Source organism: Rhizobium hidalgonense, from assembly GCF_002914525.1.
GTDB lineage: Bacteria > Pseudomonadota > Alphaproteobacteria > Rhizobiales > Rhizobiaceae > Rhizobium > Rhizobium hidalgonense.
Window position 1 is genome coordinate 264,463 of record NZ_LODW01000082.1, and the last position, 21,375, is coordinate 285,837.

The window sequence follows — 21,375 nt, forward strand, 5'->3', positions numbered from 1 at the left end:
TCTATCGCGGGCTTGGCCGTGATCCCATCGCGTGCGCTGCAAGCGCATTCATACCTGCTGTTGCGGTTTCGGCGCCGCAGCCCTGTGCCTGGTCAAAATGTTGGATTTCATGACGATCTTCAAAACAGCCTGCATTCTTCTGGCGGCCCTGCCGTCGCTCACTTCGGCTGCAAAGGCCGACGACCTGCTGATCTGGTCGCCGGCAAAACTCTCCGACCGCTCCTACAAGGCGACGATGGGTTTTCGCCTGCCGGCCGAATGGGAAACCAGCGCCGGCGCCGATATTGCGCTCGCCTCGACCAAAGGCGGAGCGCCGCTGCCCGATTCCGAACAGGCCATGCTCTGGGGACGGATCGTCAGGACAAACGTCACGCCGGCAGGCCAATCCCAGCGGGGCGCAAGGATCAGCGTCGATACGCTGCGCGGCAGCGGCGCGCTGACGCTCAGCCGCTCACGCAGTTGGATCCTATCGGACTCGCTCGATATGCAATCGAGCCGGTCGATCAGTGTCCAATATGACGCGGTCGATATCAAACAGGCTTCGGTGACGGCGTCGCAGGCGCTGAAGCTGATCAATCCCTGGACGGGAACCTCGCTTTCGGCGGGTGCCGGCATCAGCAATGCCAGCGGCGATTTTTCGAGTTCGGTTGCCGTCAACCAGGCGATCCTGCCGAACCTCAATCTCGATGCCTCGGTGAGCAACCCGTTTTCACCATCTGAGGCCGGCAGCGTCAATCTGCGCTATCGCCTCAATTGGTAGCGGGCCTGAAACCAAATCCAGTCGACGGGCGTTTCCTCCGCAGGTTTGACGCCCAGCTTCTACGGAGAAACGGATCATGGTTTTCAAGGAACAGACATTTCACGGGCTCGAGCCCGAGATCGAAGCGGAAATTGCCAATCGCGCATCGGTCGAAGCGGCCGTCGCCAACGCCCTGGCAATTGCCGGCGGCATCGACGCGGCCGATGTCGAAGTGACGATGGAAAATGATCAGATCGTGCTGACCGGTACGGTCGGCACAGTCGGCGAAATCGAACGGGCGACCGCGGTAGCCATGGCCGTGGAAGGCGTGCATTCGGTGCAGAACCGGATACTGCTCGGCGGTCCGGCGATCAATGAGCGGCATTGAGGGGGCGCCTTCGCGTCTCCCAATCCAGCGCTCAGCCGATCAACCAGCGAAACGTTCGACCAGGAAGGACGAACCGGCCAGGCGATCCGTCTTCTGCATGGCACCCGATCCCTGTGGGTGATAGGCGATTGCCAGCAGGACGGCGCTGACGGCGACATAGGCGATGGCCAAAAGACTGAGCTTGATACGCATGACGCTTCTCCCTTTCGCCCATAACGCGGCTGATATGGCCGAAGTTCCGCATCGAAAGATCAAATGAAAAGCCCGGCTGATCGGCCGGGCTTCGTGGTTGGATCGCCTATCGGCAGACCCTGGTTTCCTTGATGACCGTATGGCCATGACGACGGATCTTTTCCGTCTTGGTGAAGCAATCGCGGGACACGTGGCGCGCCCGCATATGCTCGCGGTAATAGGGCCGCTCCGCATGACGATAATAAGGGTGTTCCGCATCACGATAGTAGGGGCGGGCGTCATCCGTGGTGATGGTGACGCTGGCCGCTTGCGACGGCATGGCGGAAAAAATGGATGCAGCAGCGAGCGTGCAGGCAAGGATAATCTGTTTCATGACAAGCCTCTCTTTTTGAGTTGGTCATCGGATCAACTCGGCGGAAGCGCTGTCGGTTCAATCACATAGCGTTACCGATTGTGTCGAAGAGAAACCTTTGCGGCCGCGGATCGTTAAAGCATGTCGCGCAAAAGTGTCCGCGGTTTGCGATAACGACGTGCGTAAAACAAAGAACTAAAGCGCGACCAGCGTATCGAAACTCGCTTTAGTGCTGGGGAGAGCCGGAGAGATCGAGAATGGGACCGATTGCAAGGATTATCGCCATCGTCGCCGGGCTTGCCGGCGGCACGGTCTTTTCCCAGGCGCCGGAATTTGCGCAGCAATACCGCCAGCGGATCGGCGGCGCGATCGACGAATTGCGCGTCATCGTCGAGGATTTCAACAAACAGGCAGCCGACCACCATCTCGATCGCCAGCAGGCGCTGAACACCTATGCGCAATCCTCCGACGATTTCCTGCGCGACCGCGGCGTCTCGATGCAGAGCACGATCACGCGCTACGAAACACTGCTGTCGCAGCAACTGAAACTCGGCACCGCCGCCCCCGTCGCCAAGCCCTTCGTGTTGCTGGGAGAACCGGACGACGTCGTTTTCGCCAATACCTGGCGGGATTTTGTGCCGGGCGTGCCGGTCAGCTTTGCAGGGTTTGTCTGGGGCGCGATCGGTTTTATCGGTGGCTGGGTTGTGGCGGCGCTGTTGGGATTGGGGGCTCGGCGGGTTGTGCCGAGACCGAAGGGCGTTCGTCGGGTGAGTTGACCGTGCGGCGAGCGCAGACTGCTGATCCACATAGGTTGATCCCGTCCGTCCGTTTGAGCCCTACTCTCGCAATTGCAAGCTAGTTTGGTGTCGGCTCAGGGTAAACGCCCGTGGATGCTGCGAATGGTGGCTATTTGCGGCTCAAGCGGCCGATTAACTTGGCTTCACCTGCTCAAATCAGCGTAGGCTGCGGCGGCAGCAAGACAATCTTATTGTTCGCCAGCGGCCGCTGCAGCTTGCCTGCATCCTCCCAAGGTGCCGTAAGCCACGTTTCGATTTCCTCTTCGGTCGAGAGGATCACTGGCATTGCCCGATGGATCGGCGCGACCACGGCGTTCGGCTCGGTGGTCAGGAACCCGAACAGATCGTTCGTCGTCATTCCCTCTTTGATCTTCCGCACGCACGTCCACTGTGGCGTCCACAAACCCGCGAAGAACATCAGAGATTCGTCGGGTGCTCCGAACCAAGCATTTGGTGTCTTGCCGCCTTCTGGCTTGTTTGCGGGGTCTGGCTCGGCAAAGCGGGTGAAAGGGACCAGGCATCGGTTCTCGACCGCAAGCCAGCGTCTCCAGTGCTTGCTGCTGACATTGCGGACATTTGTCGTGCCGCCGTCCGGCTCCATCTTGAGGAGTTCGTCGAAATCGACTGCTTTCCCCTTCTTGCGCAGCCCGTCCGCGCGTTTGGACGCCGCGTCAAAGAGTGCTTTTGAGGAGCTCGGCAATCCCCATCGGACGTTTGCCAGTTCTCGACCTGCCGGGGTGTTGCGGACAATCGGCGCCATTCGGTCGGGCCAGATCTCTTGAAGCGGTTCCAGATTGCCGGTGCTGTCCACCATCGCGCCGGTGATCGCGCGGATAGCCTCCTGATTGCTCATCATCTGGTATAGATTGCACACATCTCCCTCCCTGGGCGTCCACGCGCCGTTCCGGTTTACTTCATCCGTATCGATGAACTGGCCGTTCCAGCGGTCCCTAAAATGCTCAGCAGCTTCGCGGCTCCCAAAACAGAAAACAAGGTATTGGTCCGGCTCTATGGCAGCGGAATATGATTTCGATGCGCCATCGAGAGCCAGCGCAGAATTGATGATCTCGCGTCTCTGGCGAAAGTCATGGGGATGTTCCCCGGAATTATAGTTGCCCCACCAGATGATGACGTGTTGGGGAAGCTCGGCGTTTAGCCGCCAGCGGGCGAGCGGATTATCTCGGCGGGACGCCATCCTATAAAACTCCGTCTTCCCATATCGGCTTCTTGACGCTGGTGACCCTGACCAGCCGCCGCACCGTGAGCTTGCCAGGTTCGGACCCCCAAATTTGGACGACTTTCAAGCTCATGTAGTCCCTGCGGTTGCAGCGCTCGCAGCGGAAGCGGTTAGCCAAGCGGTCCAGGCTGACATTCGTCGTCAGTTGCAGCAAGTCCCGCGGAAAGAAGCGGTATGTCCTTCGGCAGAATTGACATCTGACTTCCAGCAGTTGACCGGCCTCGGCCGCGTCGCGCAGGCTCCACCCGCGCAACTTCTTGGCTTCGTTCATTTCCGGCATTGTCAGTCTCGATCGTAACTCGGCCGCCAGCCGCGCGTCATGCCGCGGCTCAGGGCGACTTCCGCCAACGCAAGCTGCTGGCGCAAATGGCGGACATCACCAAGCGGCGTGTTTATCGCGGCTTGCATATCGCCTTCGTGATAGGCGATCACCTCAGCGAGCTCGCTATCCGCTGGTTTCGGGGACCCTTCAGGTTTCATTGCTGCACTCAAGGGATCACGCCTGCCAGTGTCATCTTTTCGCAAAGGCTGGATATAGCTTCCTCAACACCACCAGTGCACGGGAACTTGAATGGCCGCGTGGCCTCCTCTACCAGAACGGGCTCTCCGGTTTCTGCATCCAGGTCAGCTATGTGAGTGGTCAGATAGATGCCACATGCCTCGCCTGCTGTTTCATCGATAGCCATCTGTAAATTTCCCAAATGGCAGTCGCTGGGAACGTCAATCAGGCGAGTAGCAAAAAACCTCACGCCGCGACTGCCTGCGATGGCCTTGGCCAGGCTCGCGTGGACCTCGGAGACCTCGATCTCCGTCCCCGGCGGCCACATCACCCCGGTTAGATCCAATTCATCATCTTCCACGGCTTCGCCGATCGGCTGCTCTCGCATATCCGTTCTCCACATCTTCGTTTGTCAGATTGGCGGCCGCACGCCGATGTTCTTATTATGTTCGCGGAGAAAGATGAGTCAATAATCAATCTGGGCAAATTGCTTTTTTAAGTGTTGCTGATGAACTGCCTGCATGACAACGACGCCCAAGCCATCCATGCCGCTGCTCGGTGAAGCCGACGCGCCGCTCCGCAGCCGGCCGCGCCGGCGCCGAGATCCCACCCAGCCTAATCTTCCTCTGGACCCTATGCCGGCGCGCGTTGAGCCCTGTCTGGCGCAGCCGAAGCCGCGGCCGCCGAAGGGCAGCCAATGGATCTATGAAATCAAGTGGGATGGTTATCGCCTGGCCCTCCACGTCGAGCCGTCGCGAGTTCGCATCCTGACGCGCGGCGGCCTTGACTGGACCGACCGCTTTCCGGCAATCGCGGCCGAAGCAAAACGCCTTCCCGTTTCGACAGCGATCCTCGACGGTGAAGCCGTCGTGTTCGATGAGCAGGGCCGTTCTAATTTCGGTCGGCTTCAGCAGTCGTTAGGCGGACGCGGCGGAAAGCGGACGTCCCGGGAAGCGGTCTTGTTGGTGTTCGATCTTCTCTATTTTGATGGCCATGACCTCACCGGAATCGAGCTCACCGCGCGGCGCCATCTCCTCGAGGGTCTGGTGCCAGCCGGCGGGGAAGAGGCCATTCGGCTCTCCGAGGAGATCGAGGCAGATGGAGAAACGCTTCTGCGCATCGCCTGCGAGCATGGGCTCGAGGGCATCATCGCCAAAGACAGGAACAGCACCTATCGCAGCGGCCGGCTCGGTGACTGGCTGAAGATCAAATGCATCCAGAGCGACGGCTTCGCAATCATCGGCTATGAGAAGTCGACAGCATCCTTCGGGGGCATCGGTCGGCTCCTGCTCGCCGCGCGCAAGGGAGGGGAGCTCGTCTATGTCGGGGGAGTGGGGACCGGCTTGAACGAGCGTTCCGCAGTCGAGCTCCGGCAGCAGATGGACAAGCTGATGATCAACAAGCCTGCGGTCGATACCGGGCGGAAACGAGATGCGGTCTTCGTTGATCCGAAGCTTGTTGCTGAGATCGAATATCGAGACTGGACGCGTGACGGGAAGCTGCGGCATCCATCATATAAGGGGTTGAGGGAGGAGCAGGATAGCGCGGCGGTCATGGAACTCGGACCACAGCGTCACGACAAGAAAGTCTCAGCGCCAAACGACCGCAAAATTAGACCGTCAGGCTAGGGATGAACGACCACTCCTCGGCCATGAATTCAAGCGTTTCGTCGCGAAAATAATAGAGGAAATGTCGTGAGTTAGCGGTGTCTTCCTGGATTGTTTCCCACGGCACGGCATCGCGGATCGGGTCGTGGCCAACTAACTCATAGAACTCGCCCCATCGGGGAGCTATGCCACTGTAGCGACCATGGCCATCTACCTTATACCATTCATGATCGTTGGTGTCGTCCCAGCGCCACCGGCAGCAGCAAATGAAACTTAGAGTGCCCCATGTCTCATCAAACTTCGGGCCGGCCTTCGAAAATAGGTTCAAAGCCCTAAGAATACCCGACGGTTTTTCGTCTCGCACGGGCCTATGCGAGCGGAAACAGACGTTGACCTTGGAGCCCGCAACTGAAACTTCAGGCTGGGGGGCATTTGGCTCGGCAACCCAACCCTGGCCGAGTTGTAGTTCTACAAACTTAAGCATGGACGACGACTAGCCGAATCGCATCATGGTCTCCACCCGCTCCGTTAGTTTTGTTGAACAGAAAGGTGTGCGCGGCGCGGCGGAGGATGATCTGCAGATCAGCCCGGGAGACATCGGCAATCCGATCGGCGGCGTCTTCAATGAGGGTGATGGTGTTGGGCATGGTCATGGGGCTCGGCCGGCCGTAGCCGCTAGTCCGACGGGTCGGAGATGCCGCGGTAGAAACGTGTCGGCTTCAGCAGCGAACTGACGATGTTGGCTACGATGGGCCCATCCGCCTCGCTCCTCGCCTTCGCTTCCAGCCACTCCGGATCGGCGATGAACTCGGCCCATTTCTGCTCGCGCTCCGCCAGCGACCGCCATTCGATCAGGTAGGTCAGATCGTTGCTGGAAGAACCGATCATCGTCGTCCAGAAGCCGAGTGAGCGGATGCCGAGGCGTTCCCAGATCGTCAGCGTCGCGGTCTCGAAACGCTGTTGCAGTGCCAGCAGCCTCTCCGGCAGACATGTATAGATGCGCAATTCGTGGATCATCGGATGCTCCTCATGCTGGATGCCCTGTGGAGCGTCCTCAAACGGCTCTCGGAATGAGGGCAGCTTATAAATTTCCATAAGGTAATCAATAGTTCGGCGCCGCCCTCCAGCATGATAAGGGGGCACGCACCGCGAGGACGTTGCCGCCGCCTACAGCATGGGTTGAAATGTCGGTGGCTTCCCTTCACACGAACGTCATGCTTCTCTTCGAGATGCCCGCAGCCGCTTAACAAATGCGCGGCACACATACCAAGCTAGATAGGTCACTAGAATTGCTAGCTGCTGCAACAAGACGGCGACGATGGCTAGAAACTGTTTTACTTCGTCTGGCTCATAAGAGTCATCCACAGTGGTCATAGCTGGTGTGAAGGTCACTCTGTCGCATACGTAGACTGACAGAACGATCCAGACTAGCGCCAAAAAATGCAATGTCTTCCGGCAACTTGGCCATTTCCGCCCAGCGATAAAAGCCAAGAGCGGAGCTGCGAAGTTGCTCGTAAAGATGATGACGAATGCGAGTTCAGGCTTGATCATCGAAAGTTGATCCTTCCAGCGGCAGATGCATCTCGGGTCACTCGTCATCTTCCATGTCAGCGATGTCCTCGGCCAAACCGTAGCGTGCTCTAATAAAACGGCAGCCACATTGTCGAGAAGCATCGCCGGGTCGGGGTCGCTGTCGAAAAGCTGTTCCAGCTTAGCTTTCAACTTTCCGATATAGAAATTGTATATGCAGTGACCCCGGTCATCTGCGCGAGGCTTGTCATGCTGGGCTCCATTTCGTGTCCGCCGCATATCCTGCACACAAGCGAATAGCTTGATCGCCGAGAGCGCGGTGAAAGAGGCGCAATACATCGGCCGCGTGCATCTGCCGTTCGATGATCGGATCGCGGGCCTTGGCCGTCGGAATGTTGCCGGCGCTATAGTCGATAGCTCCGGAACCTTTGCATCCATCGCCTCCCGAAGCGCTCGAAACTTGTTGGCGGGGCCGAATCGTCGCGACGAGAATTCAATTTCGCAAGCCCGACGTTAGCCCGAGCCGCGTTTCATTGTTTTAGTGCCTTCATGGAGCACCTTAGCTATTTGAAAATAAAATGGTGATCCCGGCGCGATTCGAACGCGCGACCCCCAGATTAGGAAACCGCTCCAAACCCCTATGCTGCAAGGTGTTTTGTCACTCATGTCGCATCCATGTTGCATTCACGCGAGGAACGCACGCTCGGCGGCCGCCAGCTCATCGCCATCATCGTCTTTCGGAAACAGGTGCGAGTAGCGGTCCATCGTGAGCGCGATCGTCGAATGTCCCATGCGTTCCTGAACCATTTTCGGGGTTAGGCCGAGGCCGCCGTCTTCCTTACGGTTGATGCACCATGAGGCGAAAAAATGCCGCAGGGCGTGCATGCCGGTGTATTTCGGCGCCATGATCGGATTGCCCTTGTCGTCGAACTCGCCGCTATCCACGGTGATGCCGGCGGCTACCCAGGCCGGATGCAGGCCGCGCCGAAGGATATTGTTCAACTGTTCAACCTTGCCGACGCCGTTCGGGAAGACAAGATCGAGAACCATGATCGGTTCGCCGGCTTCGTCCTTCTTGCCGGTGTCCCGCTTCGGGCAGGCCAGTTTCCATTCCTTCAGGGCGTTGATGACCATCGGCGGGGCCGGAACTGTGCGCTCGCTCGACTCTGACTTCGGGCGGCCGATATCGTTGAACCGGTCGGCGCGCTGGCGAACGTTGATCTCACGTCGATCGAGGTCGACATCCGGCCACCTTAACCCGCGCAGCTCGGAAGCCCGCAGACCGCAGAAGATCGCCATGAGAATGATCGGGCGCCAGCGGCCGGCCAGGATGCCGAGGAGCGCTTTGATGTCCTCGCGGGTTGGAATATCCACCCCGATCTTCAGCTTGCCCTTCTGGCGCTTCTCCTGTGTTTTCTCGCTGGATCCGCGGCGCTTCTTCCGCTCCCGCACGACGTTCCTTGCGACCAGGCTCAGTTCCTGCGCATCGGCAAGCATCGTTCCGAGGCTAACCAGCACCTTCTTGATCATCGCCGACGATCTGCCGCCCTCGCGCAGGTCATCCTCGAACTTGCGTATCCTGGCAATCGTCAGGGTTGGCAGCTTGAGCGCACCGATGAAAGGATTGATGTGCAGGCGAAGATGGCGCTCGTAGTCTTCGATGGTCGCACGCTCGAGCCCAGCAGCTTTGGCGCTGGCGATCCACAGGTTACCCGCCGCCTCGATCGTGACGCTTGCACTGTTCGCGACGTGGATGCCTTCCCTGACCTCGACAGACGACGTGGCGGCAAAGGCATCAGCATCCTTCTTCTTGGCAAACGTCTTCAGGCGCCTCTTGCCGGCCGCGTCGGCATAGTCGACCACCCAGGCGGATTTCTCGACGCCCTTCGGAGTTGTCCATTCGCGCTTGCGGACTGACATGCAATTAGCCCTCTTCATCCGGCGGGAATGGATTCAGTCCAAAGTGATGCATAGGCGCCTCCTCGCCCCGCCGCCTGTACTGTTCCTCGATCGGCAATTGCAGGAACCTGATCCTATTCAGGATCTTCTCTTTCGGCATATTGAGCACGACCTTTGCCGCCGCTTCGAGATCGCCATCGCCTAACTTCTCAGTCAGTTCGGCCAGCGCCCTCGGCGGAAGAACTTGCATCAGATGTATTTCGTCATCGACCGGGTTAGGCTGCTTGGGCGGCGGCACGGCGTATTTCTCGAATCGGCCGGTGATCCGGTGCGTCTCGAGCTCTTCTTCGGTGTAATCCATCTGCGCATCTTGCTCTTCCTCGAGAGCAACTTCGCTTTCCCGTGTTTTGTAGCCGCTCCACATGTCGCTCACGGCGTCGCGAGCATATGGGTCGACTCCCGTTACTCTACCGCTCACGATGCCTTCGACGGTCTCCTCGACCTTCTGGATAAACTCGTCCAGCCGCGGGTCTTCCGTTCCAGCCTTGAGGATTGAAAGCATATTACCAAGCTCTTCCAATCTGTCGTCGACGGTCCATTGCTCGGGAAATTCCCGCTCCAGTACTCGCACAATTTCGCTGTTGATGCTGGTTCCCATCCGCTCGGCATAGGCCTTAATCCGGTCACGCAGCCCATCAGGTAGCCTCAGCATATATTGGTCGGCGCCACGGCCTGCCTTCGCCATTCCCGAAAACTCCCATTGAATACCATAGCACTGTCTTATGTGAGGCTTGACGTCAAGCCCCGCCACCCCTATTACTGTATTACCTCCTATTACTGTCTTACCCGCAGAAAGGTGACGGCGCATGTTGAAAACTGAAGAGAATCCAAGCAGCTCCATGGATCTAGTCTGGGGCGCTGCGGAAATTGCAAAGCTTATAGGGCGCTCACCTCGCGCGACGTTCCACATGCTGGACGGTGGCGAACTGCCAGCCAAGAAGGTCGGCGGCCGCTGGGTTGCCGAACGAGGCAAGCTGATCGCGTTCTTCCTGGAGACCGCCGCATGACCGGCGCCGACCACGAGCACAGCGAAATCGTCGTCTTGGCCGCGCAATGGTACAGCGAGCAGAAACAGCCGCCTCAGCCGGTCGTCCCCGAACTCCGCAAGCGGTTTCCGTTGAGCGCCCGGGAAGCGTGCGAAGCGCTGGCGCTCGCGAACCGTTATCGGATACTGAGGCGCGCCCACGGATGAGAAAGTTCGCCTCCATTCCTCCGAAAGTCTGGCAAGCAGACCTCAAAGCAGTGCGCGGCGACATCGAAGCGATCGCCGTTCACTATCACCTTACGACCAGCGGCCATGCGAACATGCTCGGTCTCTATTACGTGCCGGTCCCCTACATCGCGCACGAAATGGGATGCCCCATAGAAGGGGCTTCGAAGGGGCTTAATAGCCTCATCCGAGCAGGAATTTGTGCGTATGACTTCGCGCTCGACCTTGTTTGGGTGTGCGAGATGGCTTCTGACCAGGTGGCGCCCCAGCTCTCGCCGAAAGATAAGCGCGTGAAGGGCATTGCGGAGCAACTCGCAATGATCCCTATCTGCCCGACATCGTTGGGTTTTTACGGGAGATACCGCATTCCATTCCATCTTCACGAGGAGCTTTGCTTGGAGGAATTCGAACTGGCCTACTCCGATCTGCAGGAAGCCCCTTCGAAGCCCCTTCGAAGCAAGGAGAAGGAGAAGGAGAAGGAAAAGGACCTAGAAGAAGGAAAAGGACCATCTGGCTTAGGAGGGCAGGAAACCTCAAACGTCGAGTCTACGCGTGGACCGTTTCTGACGCCTTATCCGAAACCAGCGAGTCCTGCGGATGGCAAGCGCTTTCTCGTCGGCCTTGGTGTCCCTGAGCGTGAAGCTGGCAAGTATCTCGACACGCTAATGGCCGGCCACCTCACGCCGATCGACATTGAGGAATGGATCGCACAGCCGGAACGGGGAGCAGCATGAAGAAGAACCCCGATCAATACGATCTCTTCGTTTGGGCAGAAAGCCGGCCGACGGCAGTGGTGATCGATCTTACACCGGCGATCATCAAGCGGATATGCGCCCAGCCGTACCCGTTCCCGATCAAGAACGGCGAGTTGGTCAACCTCCTACTGAAAAGGAGCGTGGCATGACCGAGCTTTACCGTGCACGCACGATAAAACGCGAGCGCAGGACTCGGGCTTCCATCGACCAGCTGGATAAGCAGATCCTCGAGGTCTTGTTAGAAGACCATCCGCAGTCTGTTCGCCATGTCTTCTATCGGATGACAAACCCGCGCCTACCGGAATCAGTCGAGAAATCCGATCGAGGCTATCGGCATGTCCAGGACCGCATGGTGAAGCTTCGCCGATCCGGTCGGCTCCCGTTCAACTGGGTGACGGACGCCACCCGGCGCGGCTACCACACACAGACATTCCGCGGCAGCGAGGATTTCCTTCGGCGCATGAAGGGCCTCTATCGAGCCGACCTCTGGCGCTTGTCTGACTACTATTGCGAGGTGTGGGTGGAATCCCGCTCGATCGCTGGCGTCATAGAGGGTGATTGTCGGGAACTTGCGGTATCGCTTTATCCGGCAGGTGGCTTTTCCAGTATCACCCTTGCTTACGAGGCTGCAGACGCTATCAATGCATGGTGCGAGGGAAAGCCAGTTGTAATCTACTACATTGGCGATTTCGATCCTGCCGGTGTGTTGATCGATCAGGCACTGGAGCGCGAGCTTCGGCAGCACCTCAATCCCAGCATCCAGCTCTATTTCATCCGCCTTGGCATCACCCTTGAGCAGATCGCGCAATACGACTTGCCAACCAAGCCGAGGAAGGAAGGCGACCGGAGAGCCCTGCATGTGGCCTCCACGGTCGAAGCAGAAGCAATGCCGGCCTACTTGATGCGCGAGCTGCTCCGATCCAACATCGAGTCCCTGCTTCCCGCCAATGCTTTGCGGATAGCGCATGTGGAAGAGGAATCGGCCCGGAAGTATTTCGAGACCTTGGCTGAAATCACCGGAGGCGCCGCATGACCACCTCGCGCCAAAATGACACGCTTATCGCCTGGGCAATCCAGCACGCTCCCACCAGGGAAGCTTATCGGCGGTCGACAGGCGAGGACATAAGCCCCGCCCTCGATCGATACCGGCAATGGCTCGAGGAGAACGTCATTGGCCGGCCTGGTGACGTCACAGACGACGCGGAGGCAGCTTGACCGAGCCGGAAGTCCTCACAGGCCATAAGGCTATCGCCCGCTTCCTTGGTCTGACCCCAAGGCAAGTGTCATGGCACGACGAGCAAGGGAACATGCCCACGTTTCGTATCGGCCGTACGGTATGCGCCAGGAAGACCAAACTCCTGCAATGGCTCGATGAGTTGGAAGAGCAGGCGAAGGCGAAGAAGAAGGAGGGATGAACGCGCGGAGGCTTTCCTACTCACATCGAAGCATCGCCCTTCACAAGGTCGACGCCGCAGCCTACCTTAGAACATAACAGGGGAGGTGCAGGGCGATGGGCAAAAAAGGCTCGTACTTGGGAGCCGCACGAAAAGGCTTAACTGCCTGTATTTTCTCGCTCTCTGCCGCACAGATCTCAGAAATAGACCTTGTGAAAGCCTGTAACATTGCTTAAAATGTAACATAGCTAAAGCAAAGTTACAGAAGGGCTCTTGCGATGAAGGTCTTCGGTTACGTTAGAGTGTCGACAAGCGAGCAGGCAACCAATGGCGACAGCCTGGAAACGCAGAAGGCGAAGATCCTCGGCTATGCCATGATGCAGGGCATGGAAGTGTCTGAGGTCTTCGTCGAGGCCGGCGTCTCGGGATCTGTCCCGCTTGCCGATCGACCGCAGGGCAAGCGGCTCCTCGGCCTGGTGGGCAAGGGCGATATGATCATCACTCCCAAGCTGGACCGCATGTTCCGCTCTGCCTCTGATGCCCTTGGAACGCTTGAGGAATTGAAGGCGCAAGGCACTGGCCTGGTCATGATCGATCTGGGTGGAGATGTGACCACCAACGGTATCAGCAAGCTCGTCTTCACCATCCTGTCTGCCGTGGCCGAGAACGAGCGAGAGCGCATCCGGGAGCGTATCCGGGAGGTCAAGCGTCACCTCGCGTCACAGGGCATCTATGGCGGCGGCAAGACCCCCTACGGCTTTGACGTGGTTGACGGGCGCCTCGTCGAGAACCCGAAGCAGCAGAGGATCCTCAAGGCCATGAAGGATGCCAGGGCCAAGGGCGACAGCTTCCGGAAGATCGGCGAGACCCACGGCTTGCAGGCCATGACCGTCAAGCGTATCCTTGATCGTCACGTTGATTAGGGGTGGAAACCGGCCTCGTGAAACGCACCGCTACGTGTTGATACGGGCCAATCCGTAAGCCCTATTCCCGCCATTGAAGTGCCTACGAAACCCAGTCATTTCTGGGCGTATGAGCACAAATCGAAACCAGATCGACAGCAATTCCACCCGCAATCGCTCTGCCATTTCAAATGGTTCGTGGCTGCTGGAGGGCGTGGACAATCGCAGTGCCCTTGGGCGTCGCTACCGGGATCTCTGCATGTCCTTCGCCGATGACCTGGGCGGGGCTGCTTCCCTCAACGAACCCCAACGCGCGCTGGTCCGACAGGTGGCCGCGGTTACGGTGGAAAGCGAGAAGCTGCAGGCCGCCATCATCAGAGGCGAGGCCGTCGACGCGGAGAACCTCGTCCGCTTGAACAACCTTCAGGCCAGGCTCGTGAAACAGCTCGACATCAAGCCCAAAGGCCAGAAACCGAAGCGGAGCCTTCAGGATCTCCTCGCTGAGGGCGCCGCCGCATGAACATCCTCGAGGCTTGCGCACATCCCGAGATCTTTGCACCGTGGTTTCGCAAGCCTGAGACCTATCGGGGGTGGTTTGCCTTCCTGGCTGCGTTGTTCGGCCTGCAAATGGATGACGAGCAGCTTGGGCTTTACCAGAGGCATACCGGCCGCAAGGAAGCCCCTACAGAGGCGCAGCGCGAGGGCTGGCTTGTCATCGGTCGCCGTGGGGGCAAATCCTTCACCATGGCGCTGATCGCGGTCTTCCTGGCCTGCTTCTTCGACTACCGGCAGTATCTGGCGCCGGGCGAGCGCGCCACGGTCCTGGTCATCGCCACCGATCGCCGGCAGGCGCGTGTGATCCTTCGCTATGTCCGGGCGATGCTCGACAACATTCCACTCCTCCAGGCCATGGTGGAACGTGATACGGCTGATAGCTTCGATCTCGACAACAGCACGACCATTGAAGTCGGCACGGCTTCATTCCGGTCGACGCGCGGCTACACCTATGCGGCCGTTCTCTGCGACGAGCTCGCCTTCTGGCGAACCGATGACGCGGCAGAGCCCGATTATGCCATCCTGGACGCGATCAGGCCCGGTATGGCCTCCATCCCGAATTCCATGCTGCTTTGCGCCTCTTCGCCTCATGCGCGCCGCGGAGCGCTCTGGGATGCCTTCAAGCGGTTCTGGGGCAAGGATGAGGCGCCGCTCGTCTGGCGAGCCGCTACGCGGGATATGAACCCTACCATTTCTCAATCGGTCGTCGATCGTGCCCTCGAGCGCGATCATGCGTCGGCGATGGCAGAATATGGGGCGGAATTCCGCTCCGATATCGAGCAGTTCGTCAATATCGAGGTCGTCGAAGACTGCGTTTCGCGCGGGGTCTACGAACGGGCGCCGCTTTCGAACATCCGCTATCGTGCATTCGTCGACCCGAGCGGCGGCAGCAACGACTCGATGACCCTGGCGATCGGCCACAAGGAGGGCGAGCGCAACATTCTCGATTGCGTCCGCGAACGCAAACCGCCTTTCAGCCCGGAATCCGTCGTTGCCGAATTTGCCGACACGCTGGCCAAATACCGCGTCCGGGAGGTGGAAGGCGACCGCTATGCCGGCGAATGGCCGCGCGAACAGTTCCGTAAGAAGGGCATCACTTACAAGATCGCCGAGAAGCCCCGCTCGGATCTGTATCGCGACATGCTGCCGCTTCTGAACAGCGGGGCGGCCGATCTCCTCGATTCCGATCGGCTCGTCACCCAGATCGTGGGGCTCGAGCGGCGGGTGAGCCGCGGCGGCAAGGAATCAATCGATCACGCTCCAGGAGGTCACGATGACCTGGCGAATGCGGTGGCCGGCGTCCTGAACGCAACGGCCAAGCCGCAGCACGTCGTCACCTGGGAAGAACTCAGGATCTGAAAGGAAAGCAAGCGATGAAGCCCTCGCACACCACTGAAGTAAAACCCGGCGTCCACGTCGATATGCGCGACTACGGCCGGCAGCCGGACTCTGCAGTCACGGACATGAGCCATCTGGATCGCGGCCTCGCCAAGGCGAAGGCCAGCACGGAAGGCAAGCTCAAGCTTGGAGGCAAGCGCGATGATCAATAAGGATTCGAAGTTCCCGGGCAAACACCACTCAGACAAGGGCAAATGGATAGGCCCTTGGATGCCCCAGTGGCGCGATAGTGGCGACAGCGGTCCGTTCACCACTTTGGAGAAGCTCTACGGCGAGATCCAGAGTGCTCCCGAACGGATCCGCGCCAAACGCGCCGAATTGGAAAAGACGGGCAAGTATACCGCTGCCGGCATCAAGGACATGCTCAAGCAGACAGCGCTTAGCGAGACGGTGCCGGACATTCGCCGCGCTGCCGCGCAGCAGGTCAGCAAGTTCCGTCGCGAGATCGATAAGCGTCGGGCGGCGTTCAAGCCATTCGATCATGATCCGAATGACCTCGTCGGTGAAATGCGCCGGCAGGAGGTCCGCGCCTGGCTCCGCACCATGACGCCCGACGAGCGTACCGAGGCTGTCAGGCGTGCCAGTGATCCGTTTATCGTGGAAGCGGCCATTTCGGTCCCGGTCGAGCTGACGGGCTTGCTTCCGTCGACGCGGGATCACCTCAGTCAGTTGCTTGTCGAGCAGCGCTATGGCGATGAAATCGCCGGGCTGAATGAACTCGACGAAGCCGTGAAGACGGTAGAGCGAGCCGTGGACGGCGCCCGTGATGATGTTCGCGAAATCATCGGCATGCTTCGCCATGACTTCGACGCTGAATTCAAGCCGATCGAGCAGCAGATTGATCAGCAGGTCGAACTGGACGCGAAAAGGGCATCCTTCACCCCGCCCCCCGTTGATCTCAATGCCATCGCCGAAACGATCAAGTCGCTGAAGTTCAACGAGCGTAACCTTCTGCTTGATATGGCCCTCGATCTGCAAACCACAGCGGCCAAGGCGGCCTGACGAGATGCGGTCCCCGTCGTTTCACGCCTTTTCGGCCAGAGGACGTGACTTCCTAGCGGCGGGGACCGCACCATTGATGGGAAGGAACTGACCATGGACGCTTTCGCAGCCGCAGCCACGTTCAAGGACAGCGTCGAGGCTTTCGGCGATGCCGCGGTCAATGAACTGACGCGATCGGTGGAGCGCGAGGGCAGCCACCGGATTGCCCGGGCAAATATCATCAGACTGTACCGGGCCAGGAAAACCGAGATCGAGAAAATGGTCGCGGCATACAGCCGACGGCCGTGGCCTACGGAACATCATCAGGGAGTGCGCGACGTCGCCGGGAACGCCTTGGCCGTCCTTGATCTCCTCTATCGGGATTTCCAACGGAATCTCGCCATTCTGCATAAGAGGGGCTGAGAATGGCCAACGCCTTCAGTTTTGCGCTCGATCTCCGGAAGTTCGCAGATTCAATTCCAGAAGAACTGGTGAAGCCTGTCGTTCAGAAGTTTGCCATGCACGCGCTCTCCAGCGTCGTTATGAAGAGCCCGGTCGACACCGGCCGTTTCCGCGGCAATTGGAATGTTGCGGTGAATGCGGTCGATTACTCCGTTTCTGAAGTCACGGATAAATCGGGGGGATCGACGATCGCCAAGGGCGTCGCCACCATCGAAGCGGCTGCGCCTGAACAGGCCATCTTCATTTCCAATAACGTCCCGTATGCGGTCGCCCTCGAAAATGGACACTCGAAACAAGCGCCGGCCGGTGTCGTTGCTCTGACCTTCGCTGAACTCGAATCAATGACCCTGTGAGGTAGACATGAACAGCACCAAGACACTCAGCATTGTCATTGATCCATCGGGAACCGAGGCCGGCGGCCGGGTCGTCAAGCGCGAGCTCCAGGAGATCGGCAACGCCGCGAAGCAAACGCAGCGCATGACTGATGCTTTGGGGCAGGCGCAGCAGCAAATGGCGAAGTCTGCGCAGACTTCGGCGCAAAGCCTGTTTCAACAACAGGACGCGCTGCGGGCCAAGTTCAACCCGACCTTCGCCGTGCTTCAGCGCTACAAGCAGACGCAGAACGAGATCCGGCAGGCGCACACACTGGGCGCTCTGTCGGTCAATGAGATGACAACGGCTCTCTCCCGAGAGCGTCAGGCGGCCTTGTCTGCCGTTGCCGCGATCAAGGGGTACAACAGCGCGGTCACGGCCGCGTCCACCGCGCGACAGACGATGAACAAGGGTGGTGGGATCAGGAGCTTTGAGACTGCCAACCTGGCAGCACAGTTCCAGGATATCGCCGTGACGGCGGCAATGGGTATGAGCCCGCTTCAGATCGCCCTGCAGCAGGGAACGCAGCTTTCGGCCGTGCTCGGCCCTATGGGCGCAGGTGGCGCTGTAAAAGGCCTTGGCGCCGCGTTCTTGTCGCTCTTGAATCCTGTCTCTCTGGTGACGATGGGTCTCGTCGCAGGTACAGCCGCCCTCCTCCAGTATGTGGGTAGCGCCGTAAGCGGTACCAAGACGGTCGACGAGCTGCTCAGTCGACACGCGGACAATATTCGCGGAATCAAAGCCGCCTATGGTGAAGCCGCTGCCGGCCTCAAAGCCTATGTCTCGGAAAGCAAAGCTACGCTTGCGGCCAATGCTGGCGAAACGCTCGAAGCAACCAAGGCGATCGTCGCCAAATCCGCGCGCAACGAGCTGTCCGAGGCGCTCGCCCTGCCTGCCTCCGACTTCGCCGGCAACATCAATGTCATCGATCGGTTCAAAGAGGCGATCAATCAGCTGAAAAAGAGCACCGAAGCCGGCAAGCCGGACCTCCTGGCTTACCGCGATGCGCTGTCCCAGATCGCCACCAGCGCCGACGCGGCGCCCGCTCAGAAAAAGCTCGCCAACAGGCTGCGTGTGATCGACGAGGATGAACTGAAAGCCGCAATGGCGCTGCCGGGAATGCTGAAGGCGGTCCAGGTCGCCGCGGAACAGAGCGCCGGCGGGCTGGACAGGCTGAAGGCAATCGATGTCTCCCAGACCACACAGGGCGTCGCGGCGCTCGGCACATCGCTCCAGACGGTTTCGCAGACCGCGAAAGGCACCGCCGCCACGGTTGTCGATGTCGCCCAGCAGGCGGCAAACTCGAGGCGGCAGACGCTTACCTCGCTGGAGCAGTCCAGCGCTCAGCTGCGCTCGATGAAAGCCGAGCTCTCGGATCTTCAGAAGGCGATCGCCGAGGCTGCAAAAACGCCAGTATCTGAGGTCTTCGGCGATGGCGTTGCCGGCCAGGCCGCCGCGGACGCGATTGCTCGGGCTGCATCATCGATCCAGAAGGTCTTCCAAGCGCTTGATGGTGGTCAAACGACCGCTCTGCAGGCGCACGAGAGCCTGGAGCTCATCCGGCAGAGCCTTTACCAGATCGGCGGCGACCCGCGGATCATCGACGGCTTCATAAACGCCCTGATGAACGGGAACGGGCGCGTTCGTGACCTCCAGGCATCCGTCGAATCCTTGTCGAAGTCGATCCTTTCGATCCCTGACAAGACGGTCAATATCGGCATCCGGCAATACACCGTCCCGTCGGCCGGCGGCGGCTCGGCAAACGTCAACGTCATCGGCGGTGGCGCTCCCGATATGACGATGCAGCAATACAACATCAACGGTCGGAACCACACGGTCTACGGTGGCATCAGCACCTTCGCGACCCATGAGCAATATGCGACGCTGACGCCGGCGGCGCGGGAACGCATCTATCGCGGTCAGTCGGATTTCATGCAGGAACTGTCGCCTACGACGTCGGGCGGGCTGATCTCTCAGAATGATTTTCAGACGATGTATGAAACTCTCGGCTATCGTGCGGCGGGTGGTCCGGTGTCTGCCGGCGGAACCTACCTGGTCGGTGAGAAAGGTCCGGAGATCCTGACGATGGCAGCGGCCGGATCCGTCACCAACGCCAACAGCACTGCCTCGATTCTCTCAGGTGGCCGCGATACCCTGTCGCTGATCGAGGACCACCTTTATGGCGCGCTCCAGGAACTCCGGATCCACACCAACTATTTCGAGACCTATGAGAGCGACTTTGGCGAGATGATCGCCAGCCTTAAGGAGGTCAAATCCGGGATTGCATCGGTGGCTGTGGCGGCGCGCGCGTCGGCCATGAGTTCTTACGGCTCGTTGGGCGGCGGTTACTCCAAGCGTGGAGGCGGCGGCTATGCTGGCTCGGGCTCGGGTTCCAACTCCGCGATCGTCGACTACAACTCCCCCTATATGGGGCCCGGGATTACCTTCACGAATGGGACGGGCGCCATCGGCTACGCCACCTATAACATCACCCCGGGCATACTCGGGACACAGCACAACCCCGGCCTGACTGGCTTTGCGACCGGCGGCCAGATTATGGCGGGTGAAGACCAGAAGGTCGAGTTCTTCAAGCGCAACAAGGAACGTGTCCTGATCGTCGATGACAGCAAGGTATCGGATCAGCGCAGCGGCAGCTCGGCCAGCAAGGAAAAGGCCACCGTGCACGCGCCGATCACGGTCAACTTCCACGGCGACACAGGCGACGCTCGTTCCCGCCAGGCCGTGGCGGATGATTTCCGCCGCGTCGTCCAGCAGGTCGTGCGGGGCCGATAGACCATGAGCTCCCGTTTTGAGATCGAAGTCGAAGGCGTCGGCGTCATGCGCCCGGTCAATAATTTCCAGATGGCGCGGATCAAGAACATTTCCGATCACGAGAACCGAGAGATCGCTTTCGTCGCGTTCGGCCTCGGCATGACGATTAAGCAGTTCAAAGCGTTGCCTGAAGAACAGCGCCGCGCCGCCTGGGATGCACACAGCCGGCTCTGCAGCCCTGCCGCCCTTGCACCCGAGCCGAAGGCGCAACCGGACCGCCCCCGGCTGCCGCGACGCTTCGAACGGGTTTCCGACGACAAGATGATCCAGATCGGCCGGGAGCTGATCAGAATCAAAGACCAGCTGCCCCATGGCCATTTCGGTCCATGGCTCAAGGAGAACAGCGGGCTGTCCATCGGCCAGGCGCAACGCTTCATGCGCGCAGCAAAGGAAGCCCAGCAGGAGCGATCGGCAGCATGACCATCTACGACCAGGACAGAAGTGATTCGGAGAAGTTGTATCGCGCGTTGGGGATGGCTGTGGCGCTCGCGGGCGCCCGACGCCCAGGCATGCCGTTGATGGCAGATGCCGGAGCGTGGGCCGATCTGATCAGGAATTTCGCAGAGATCAGCGATCAAGAAGCCAGCGAACTCGTCAACCGGCTCATTCAGGCATCTTGAACCCGACTGGAAGGTTCGTCGCACGAGCATCGTAGACGCCTTGGCATTTGGGACAGAGATCGTGCCCAGACAGACCGCGGGAGATCGGGATCTGCGCGCCGTTAGATTGCTCACACGCTGGGCAGAAGGCCTTACTTAGCGGCTTTCCGTCCTCACCAATCCCGAAGTTGTAATTGCCAATCCGTATTGTCTTGAGTTTGCCTTCATTGACCCGCTTGAGGCGTTCGATTTCTTGATCTTTTTCCTGCAGGGCTGCCTTGGCGTCGGCTAGGGCGATCTTAACGTCCGCGAGGTTGCCATAGAGCTCGGCAATCTGAAGTCTGAATTCGGAGGCCTTGAAATCCTGATCGAATTCTCTGAGTTTCTTGGCTATGTCTAAAGCTTGCGTTGCCGCAGCCAGCCCCATCATGATATCCATTGTTCCCCCTGCAATTGACTCTGGTCACTTCCCCTCATCAGCCCATAGGCTGTCGTTGCATCGAAGCAGAGGAGATCAGAAGAGTCGAGACGGCATCACGCACACTGTGCGGATGGCATAGGGAGTCCAAGGAGCGCCATCGGCCGCTTAACCCAGCCAGACACCCGCCAAGCCCT

General features: G+C 59.4%; 32 protein-coding genes and 1 pseudogene. 20 read left to right on the forward strand and 13 right to left on the reverse strand.

The features are described from left to right. Positions 1-109 precede the first annotated feature (109 nt). Both ATY29_RS26485 and ATY29_RS26490 read left to right on the forward strand, forming a co-directional pair. Positions 110-760, forward strand: coding sequence for a hypothetical protein (locus tag ATY29_RS26485; protein ID WP_097533411.1), 651 nt, complete (start codon positions 110-112; stop codon positions 758-760). Between the two features lie 76 nt (positions 761-836). Then, complete coding sequence (locus ATY29_RS26490) at positions 837-1,127, forward strand: BON domain-containing protein (protein WP_003567133.1); 291 nt, start codon at positions 837-839, stop codon at positions 1,125-1,127. A gap of 39 nt (positions 1,128-1,166) precedes the next feature. On the opposite strand, the gene ATY29_RS37010 is transcribed toward ATY29_RS26490, so the two are convergent. Both ATY29_RS37010 and ATY29_RS26495 read right to left on the reverse strand, forming a co-directional pair. After that, complete coding sequence (locus tag ATY29_RS37010; RefSeq protein WP_003567132.1) at positions 1,167-1,319, reverse strand: hypothetical protein; 153 nt, start codon at positions 1,317-1,319, stop codon at positions 1,167-1,169. A 106-nt stretch (positions 1,320-1,425) separates the two neighbouring features. Further along, the gene (locus ATY29_RS26495; RefSeq protein WP_097533327.1) at positions 1,426-1,692 is read right to left on the reverse strand and encodes a hypothetical protein; all 267 of its coding nucleotides are present in this window, start codon (positions 1,690-1,692) and stop codon (positions 1,426-1,428) included. Positions 1,693-1,928: 236 nt separating this feature from the next. Here ATY29_RS26495 and ATY29_RS26500 point away from each other — a divergent pair, with 236 nt between their 5' ends. Then, positions 1,929-2,447, forward strand: coding sequence for a DUF2937 family protein (locus ATY29_RS26500; protein WP_097533329.1), 519 nt, complete (start codon positions 1,929-1,931; stop codon positions 2,445-2,447). A 172-nt stretch (positions 2,448-2,619) separates the two neighbouring features. Here ATY29_RS26500 and ATY29_RS26505 read toward each other — a convergent pair whose 3' ends face one another. The 4 genes from ATY29_RS26505 to ATY29_RS26520 all read right to left on the reverse strand — a co-directional run bounded on the left by ATY29_RS26505 (position 2,620) and on the right by ATY29_RS26520 (position 4,592). Beyond that, complete coding sequence (locus ATY29_RS26505; RefSeq protein ID WP_025417208.1) at positions 2,620-3,342, reverse strand: SOS response-associated peptidase; 723 nt, start codon at positions 3,340-3,342, stop codon at positions 2,620-2,622. Between the two features lie 322 nt (positions 3,343-3,664). Continuing rightward, a complete protein-coding gene (locus tag ATY29_RS26510) occupies positions 3,665-3,985 on the reverse strand; it encodes a hypothetical protein (RefSeq protein WP_025417207.1) in 321 nt (106 codons plus the stop codon). A gap of 2 nt (positions 3,986-3,987) precedes the next feature. Further along, on the reverse strand, positions 3,988-4,185 hold the full coding sequence (locus ATY29_RS26515; RefSeq protein ID WP_025417206.1) for a hypothetical protein: 198 nt from the start codon (positions 4,183-4,185) through the stop codon (positions 3,988-3,990). An 8-nt stretch (positions 4,186-4,193) separates the two neighbouring features. Beyond that, the gene (locus ATY29_RS26520; RefSeq protein WP_025417205.1) at positions 4,194-4,592 is read right to left on the reverse strand and encodes a hypothetical protein; all 399 of its coding nucleotides are present in this window, start codon (positions 4,590-4,592) and stop codon (positions 4,194-4,196) included. Between the two features lie 133 nt (positions 4,593-4,725). Here ATY29_RS26520 and ligD point away from each other — a divergent pair, with 133 nt between their 5' ends. Beyond that, entirely contained in the window at positions 4,726-5,832 is a 1,107-nt protein-coding gene (gene ligD, locus ATY29_RS26525; RefSeq protein ID WP_097533331.1) for a non-homologous end-joining DNA ligase, read from the forward strand. On the opposite strand, the gene ATY29_RS26530 is transcribed toward ligD, so the two are convergent. The 6 genes and pseudogenes from ATY29_RS26530 to ATY29_RS26560 all read right to left on the reverse strand — a co-directional run bounded on the left by ATY29_RS26530 (position 5,816) and on the right by ATY29_RS26560 (position 9,985). Then, positions 5,816-6,295, reverse strand: a complete 480-nt coding sequence (locus ATY29_RS26530) for a hypothetical protein (protein WP_003567124.1) — start codon at positions 6,293-6,295, stop codon at positions 5,816-5,818. The genes ligD and ATY29_RS26530 overlap by 17 nt on opposite strands. Positions 6,296-6,365: 70 nt before the next feature. Further along, positions 6,366-6,464: pseudogene (locus ATY29_RS26535) on the reverse strand (CopG family transcriptional regulator); the annotation flags it as partial. 22 nt (positions 6,465-6,486) lie between these two features. Further along, positions 6,487-6,828: an NIPSNAP family protein gene (locus ATY29_RS26540; protein WP_097533413.1), complete on the reverse strand. Its 342-nt coding sequence runs from the start codon at positions 6,826-6,828 to the stop codon at positions 6,487-6,489. Between the two features lie 195 nt (positions 6,829-7,023). Continuing rightward, positions 7,024-7,533 (reverse strand): hypothetical protein, encoded by a 510-nt coding sequence (locus ATY29_RS26545; protein ID WP_244597449.1) that lies wholly within the window; start codon positions 7,531-7,533, stop codon positions 7,024-7,026. 492 nt (positions 7,534-8,025) lie between these two features. After that, positions 8,026-9,261: a tyrosine-type recombinase/integrase gene (locus ATY29_RS26555; RefSeq protein ID WP_097533335.1), complete on the reverse strand. Its 1,236-nt coding sequence runs from the start codon at positions 9,259-9,261 to the stop codon at positions 8,026-8,028. 4 nt (positions 9,262-9,265) lie between these two features. Next, positions 9,266-9,985: an Arc family DNA-binding protein gene (locus tag ATY29_RS26560; RefSeq protein WP_165779362.1), complete on the reverse strand. Its 720-nt coding sequence runs from the start codon at positions 9,983-9,985 to the stop codon at positions 9,266-9,268. A gap of 121 nt (positions 9,986-10,106) precedes the next feature. Here ATY29_RS26560 and ATY29_RS36510 point away from each other — a divergent pair, with 121 nt between their 5' ends. The 16 genes from ATY29_RS36510 (at position 10,107) to ATY29_RS26630 (ending at position 20,781) form a co-directional block, all read left to right on the forward strand. Further along, positions 10,107-10,307 (forward strand): helix-turn-helix domain-containing protein, encoded by a 201-nt coding sequence (locus ATY29_RS36510; protein WP_165779363.1) that lies wholly within the window; start codon positions 10,107-10,109, stop codon positions 10,305-10,307. Further along, positions 10,304-10,492 (forward strand): hypothetical protein, encoded by a 189-nt coding sequence (locus ATY29_RS26565; RefSeq protein WP_097533339.1) that lies wholly within the window; start codon positions 10,304-10,306, stop codon positions 10,490-10,492. Before ATY29_RS36510 ends, ATY29_RS26565 begins: the two co-directional genes overlap by 4 nt. Continuing rightward, positions 10,489-11,244: a hypothetical protein gene (locus tag ATY29_RS26570; protein WP_097533341.1), complete on the forward strand. Its 756-nt coding sequence runs from the start codon at positions 10,489-10,491 to the stop codon at positions 11,242-11,244. The genes ATY29_RS26565 and ATY29_RS26570 overlap by 4 nt, the downstream gene beginning before the upstream one ends. Continuing rightward, entirely contained in the window at positions 11,241-11,414 is a 174-nt protein-coding gene (locus ATY29_RS37015) for a hypothetical protein (protein WP_165779364.1), read from the forward strand. Before ATY29_RS26570 ends, ATY29_RS37015 begins: the two co-directional genes overlap by 4 nt. Continuing rightward, positions 11,411-12,298 (forward strand): hypothetical protein, encoded by an 888-nt coding sequence (locus tag ATY29_RS26575; protein WP_097533343.1) that lies wholly within the window; start codon positions 11,411-11,413, stop codon positions 12,296-12,298. Before ATY29_RS37015 ends, ATY29_RS26575 begins: the two co-directional genes overlap by 4 nt. Positions 12,299-12,476: 178 nt before the next feature. Beyond that, positions 12,477-12,680 carry a DNA-binding protein gene (locus ATY29_RS26585; protein ID WP_097533348.1) on the forward strand — a complete coding sequence of 68 codons (204 nt, stop codon included), beginning with the start codon at positions 12,477-12,479 and terminating at the stop codon, positions 12,678-12,680. Between the two features lie 257 nt (positions 12,681-12,937). Further along, positions 12,938-13,582, forward strand: coding sequence for a recombinase family protein (locus tag ATY29_RS26590; protein WP_097533350.1), 645 nt, complete (start codon positions 12,938-12,940; stop codon positions 13,580-13,582). Between the two features lie 238 nt (positions 13,583-13,820). Next, positions 13,821-14,081 carry a hypothetical protein gene (locus tag ATY29_RS26595; RefSeq protein WP_244597450.1) on the forward strand — a complete coding sequence of 87 codons (261 nt, stop codon included), beginning with the start codon at positions 13,821-13,823 and terminating at the stop codon, positions 14,079-14,081. Then, positions 14,078-15,475, forward strand: coding sequence for a terminase large subunit domain-containing protein (locus ATY29_RS26600; RefSeq protein ID WP_097533354.1), 1,398 nt, complete (start codon positions 14,078-14,080; stop codon positions 15,473-15,475). Before ATY29_RS26595 ends, ATY29_RS26600 begins: the two co-directional genes overlap by 4 nt. A gap of 14 nt (positions 15,476-15,489) precedes the next feature. Then, positions 15,490-15,666, forward strand: a complete 177-nt coding sequence (locus ATY29_RS37020) for a hypothetical protein (protein WP_165779365.1) — start codon at positions 15,490-15,492, stop codon at positions 15,664-15,666. Next, positions 15,656-16,516 (forward strand): hypothetical protein, encoded by an 861-nt coding sequence (locus ATY29_RS26605; protein WP_097533356.1) that lies wholly within the window; start codon positions 15,656-15,658, stop codon positions 16,514-16,516. Before ATY29_RS37020 ends, ATY29_RS26605 begins: the two co-directional genes overlap by 11 nt. Before the next feature lie 93 nt (positions 16,517-16,609). Beyond that, positions 16,610-16,918 carry a hypothetical protein gene (locus tag ATY29_RS26610; protein WP_097533358.1) on the forward strand — a complete coding sequence of 103 codons (309 nt, stop codon included), beginning with the start codon at positions 16,610-16,612 and terminating at the stop codon, positions 16,916-16,918. Between the two features lie 2 nt (positions 16,919-16,920). After that, the gene (locus ATY29_RS26615) at positions 16,921-17,310 is read left to right on the forward strand and encodes an HK97 gp10 family phage protein (protein WP_097533360.1); all 390 of its coding nucleotides are present in this window, start codon (positions 16,921-16,923) and stop codon (positions 17,308-17,310) included. 7 nt (positions 17,311-17,317) lie between these two features. Continuing rightward, entirely contained in the window at positions 17,318-20,122 is a 2,805-nt protein-coding gene (locus tag ATY29_RS26620) for a phage tail length tape measure family protein (protein ID WP_097533361.1), read from the forward strand. A gap of 45 nt (positions 20,123-20,167) precedes the next feature. Continuing rightward, a complete protein-coding gene (locus tag ATY29_RS26625) occupies positions 20,168-20,581 on the forward strand; it encodes a DUF3102 domain-containing protein (RefSeq protein ID WP_244597451.1) in 414 nt (137 codons plus the stop codon). Continuing rightward, on the forward strand, positions 20,578-20,781 hold the full coding sequence (locus tag ATY29_RS26630) for a hypothetical protein (RefSeq protein WP_097533363.1): 204 nt from the start codon (positions 20,578-20,580) through the stop codon (positions 20,779-20,781). The genes ATY29_RS26625 and ATY29_RS26630 overlap by 4 nt, the downstream gene beginning before the upstream one ends. Here ATY29_RS26630 and ATY29_RS26635 read toward each other — a convergent pair. Next, on the reverse strand, positions 20,765-21,199 hold the full coding sequence (locus ATY29_RS26635; RefSeq protein WP_097533364.1) for a hypothetical protein: 435 nt from the start codon (positions 21,197-21,199) through the stop codon (positions 20,765-20,767). The two genes, ATY29_RS26630 and ATY29_RS26635, sit on opposite strands and share 17 nt — an antisense overlap. Between the last annotated feature and the right edge of the window lie 176 nt (positions 21,200-21,375).

Coding starts and splice junctions, on each gene's coding strand:
- ATY29_RS26485 (WP_097533411.1), top strand. CDS start 110: ATGACGATCTTCAAAACAGCCTGCATTCTTCTGGCGGCCCTGCCGTCG.
- ATY29_RS26490 (WP_003567133.1), top strand. CDS start 837: ATGGTTTTCAAGGAACAGACATTTCACGGGCTCGAGCCCGAGATCGAA.
- ATY29_RS37010 (WP_003567132.1), bottom strand. CDS start 1,319: ATGCGTATCAAGCTCAGTCTTTTGGCCATCGCCTATGTCGCCGTCAGC.
- ATY29_RS26495 (WP_097533327.1), bottom strand. CDS start 1,692: ATGAAACAGATTATCCTTGCCTGCACGCTCGCTGCTGCATCCATTTTT.
- ATY29_RS26500 (WP_097533329.1), top strand. CDS start 1,929: ATGGGACCGATTGCAAGGATTATCGCCATCGTCGCCGGGCTTGCCGGC.
- ATY29_RS26510 (WP_025417207.1), bottom strand. CDS start 3,985: ATGCCGGAAATGAACGAAGCCAAGAAGTTGCGCGGGTGGAGCCTGCGC.
- ATY29_RS26515 (WP_025417206.1), bottom strand. CDS start 4,185: ATGAAACCTGAAGGGTCCCCGAAACCAGCGGATAGCGAGCTCGCTGAG.
- ATY29_RS26520 (WP_025417205.1), bottom strand. CDS start 4,592: ATGCGAGAGCAGCCGATCGGCGAAGCCGTGGAAGATGATGAATTGGAT.
- ligD (WP_097533331.1), top strand. CDS start 4,726: ATGACAACGACGCCCAAGCCATCCATGCCGCTGCTCGGTGAAGCCGAC.
- ATY29_RS26530 (WP_003567124.1), bottom strand. CDS start 6,295: ATGCTTAAGTTTGTAGAACTACAACTCGGCCAGGGTTGGGTTGCCGAG.
- ATY29_RS26540 (WP_097533413.1), bottom strand. CDS start 6,828: ATGATCCACGAATTGCGCATCTATACATGTCTGCCGGAGAGGCTGCTG.
- ATY29_RS26555 (WP_097533335.1), bottom strand. CDS start 9,261: ATGTCAGTCCGCAAGCGCGAATGGACAACTCCGAAGGGCGTCGAGAAA.
- ATY29_RS26560 (WP_165779362.1), bottom strand. CDS start 9,985: ATGGCGAAGGCAGGCCGTGGCGCCGACCAATATATGCTGAGGCTACCT.
- ATY29_RS36510 (WP_165779363.1), top strand. CDS start 10,107: ATGTTGAAAACTGAAGAGAATCCAAGCAGCTCCATGGATCTAGTCTGG.
- ATY29_RS26565 (WP_097533339.1), top strand. CDS start 10,304: ATGACCGGCGCCGACCACGAGCACAGCGAAATCGTCGTCTTGGCCGCG.
- ATY29_RS26570 (WP_097533341.1), top strand. CDS start 10,489: ATGAGAAAGTTCGCCTCCATTCCTCCGAAAGTCTGGCAAGCAGACCTC.
- ATY29_RS37015 (WP_165779364.1), top strand. CDS start 11,241: ATGAAGAAGAACCCCGATCAATACGATCTCTTCGTTTGGGCAGAAAGC.
- ATY29_RS26575 (WP_097533343.1), top strand. CDS start 11,411: ATGACCGAGCTTTACCGTGCACGCACGATAAAACGCGAGCGCAGGACT.
- ATY29_RS26590 (WP_097533350.1), top strand. CDS start 12,938: ATGAAGGTCTTCGGTTACGTTAGAGTGTCGACAAGCGAGCAGGCAACC.
- ATY29_RS26595 (WP_244597450.1), top strand. CDS start 13,821: ATGTCCTTCGCCGATGACCTGGGCGGGGCTGCTTCCCTCAACGAACCC.
- ATY29_RS26600 (WP_097533354.1), top strand. CDS start 14,078: ATGAACATCCTCGAGGCTTGCGCACATCCCGAGATCTTTGCACCGTGG.
- ATY29_RS37020 (WP_165779365.1), top strand. CDS start 15,490: ATGAAGCCCTCGCACACCACTGAAGTAAAACCCGGCGTCCACGTCGAT.
- ATY29_RS26605 (WP_097533356.1), top strand. CDS start 15,656: ATGATCAATAAGGATTCGAAGTTCCCGGGCAAACACCACTCAGACAAG.
- ATY29_RS26610 (WP_097533358.1), top strand. CDS start 16,610: ATGGACGCTTTCGCAGCCGCAGCCACGTTCAAGGACAGCGTCGAGGCT.
- ATY29_RS26615 (WP_097533360.1), top strand. CDS start 16,921: ATGGCCAACGCCTTCAGTTTTGCGCTCGATCTCCGGAAGTTCGCAGAT.
- ATY29_RS26620 (WP_097533361.1), top strand. CDS start 17,318: ATGAACAGCACCAAGACACTCAGCATTGTCATTGATCCATCGGGAACC.
- ATY29_RS26625 (WP_244597451.1), top strand. CDS start 20,168: ATGCGCCCGGTCAATAATTTCCAGATGGCGCGGATCAAGAACATTTCC.
- ATY29_RS26630 (WP_097533363.1), top strand. CDS start 20,578: ATGACCATCTACGACCAGGACAGAAGTGATTCGGAGAAGTTGTATCGC.
- ATY29_RS26635 (WP_097533364.1), bottom strand. CDS start 21,199: ATGGATATCATGATGGGGCTGGCTGCGGCAACGCAAGCTTTAGACATA.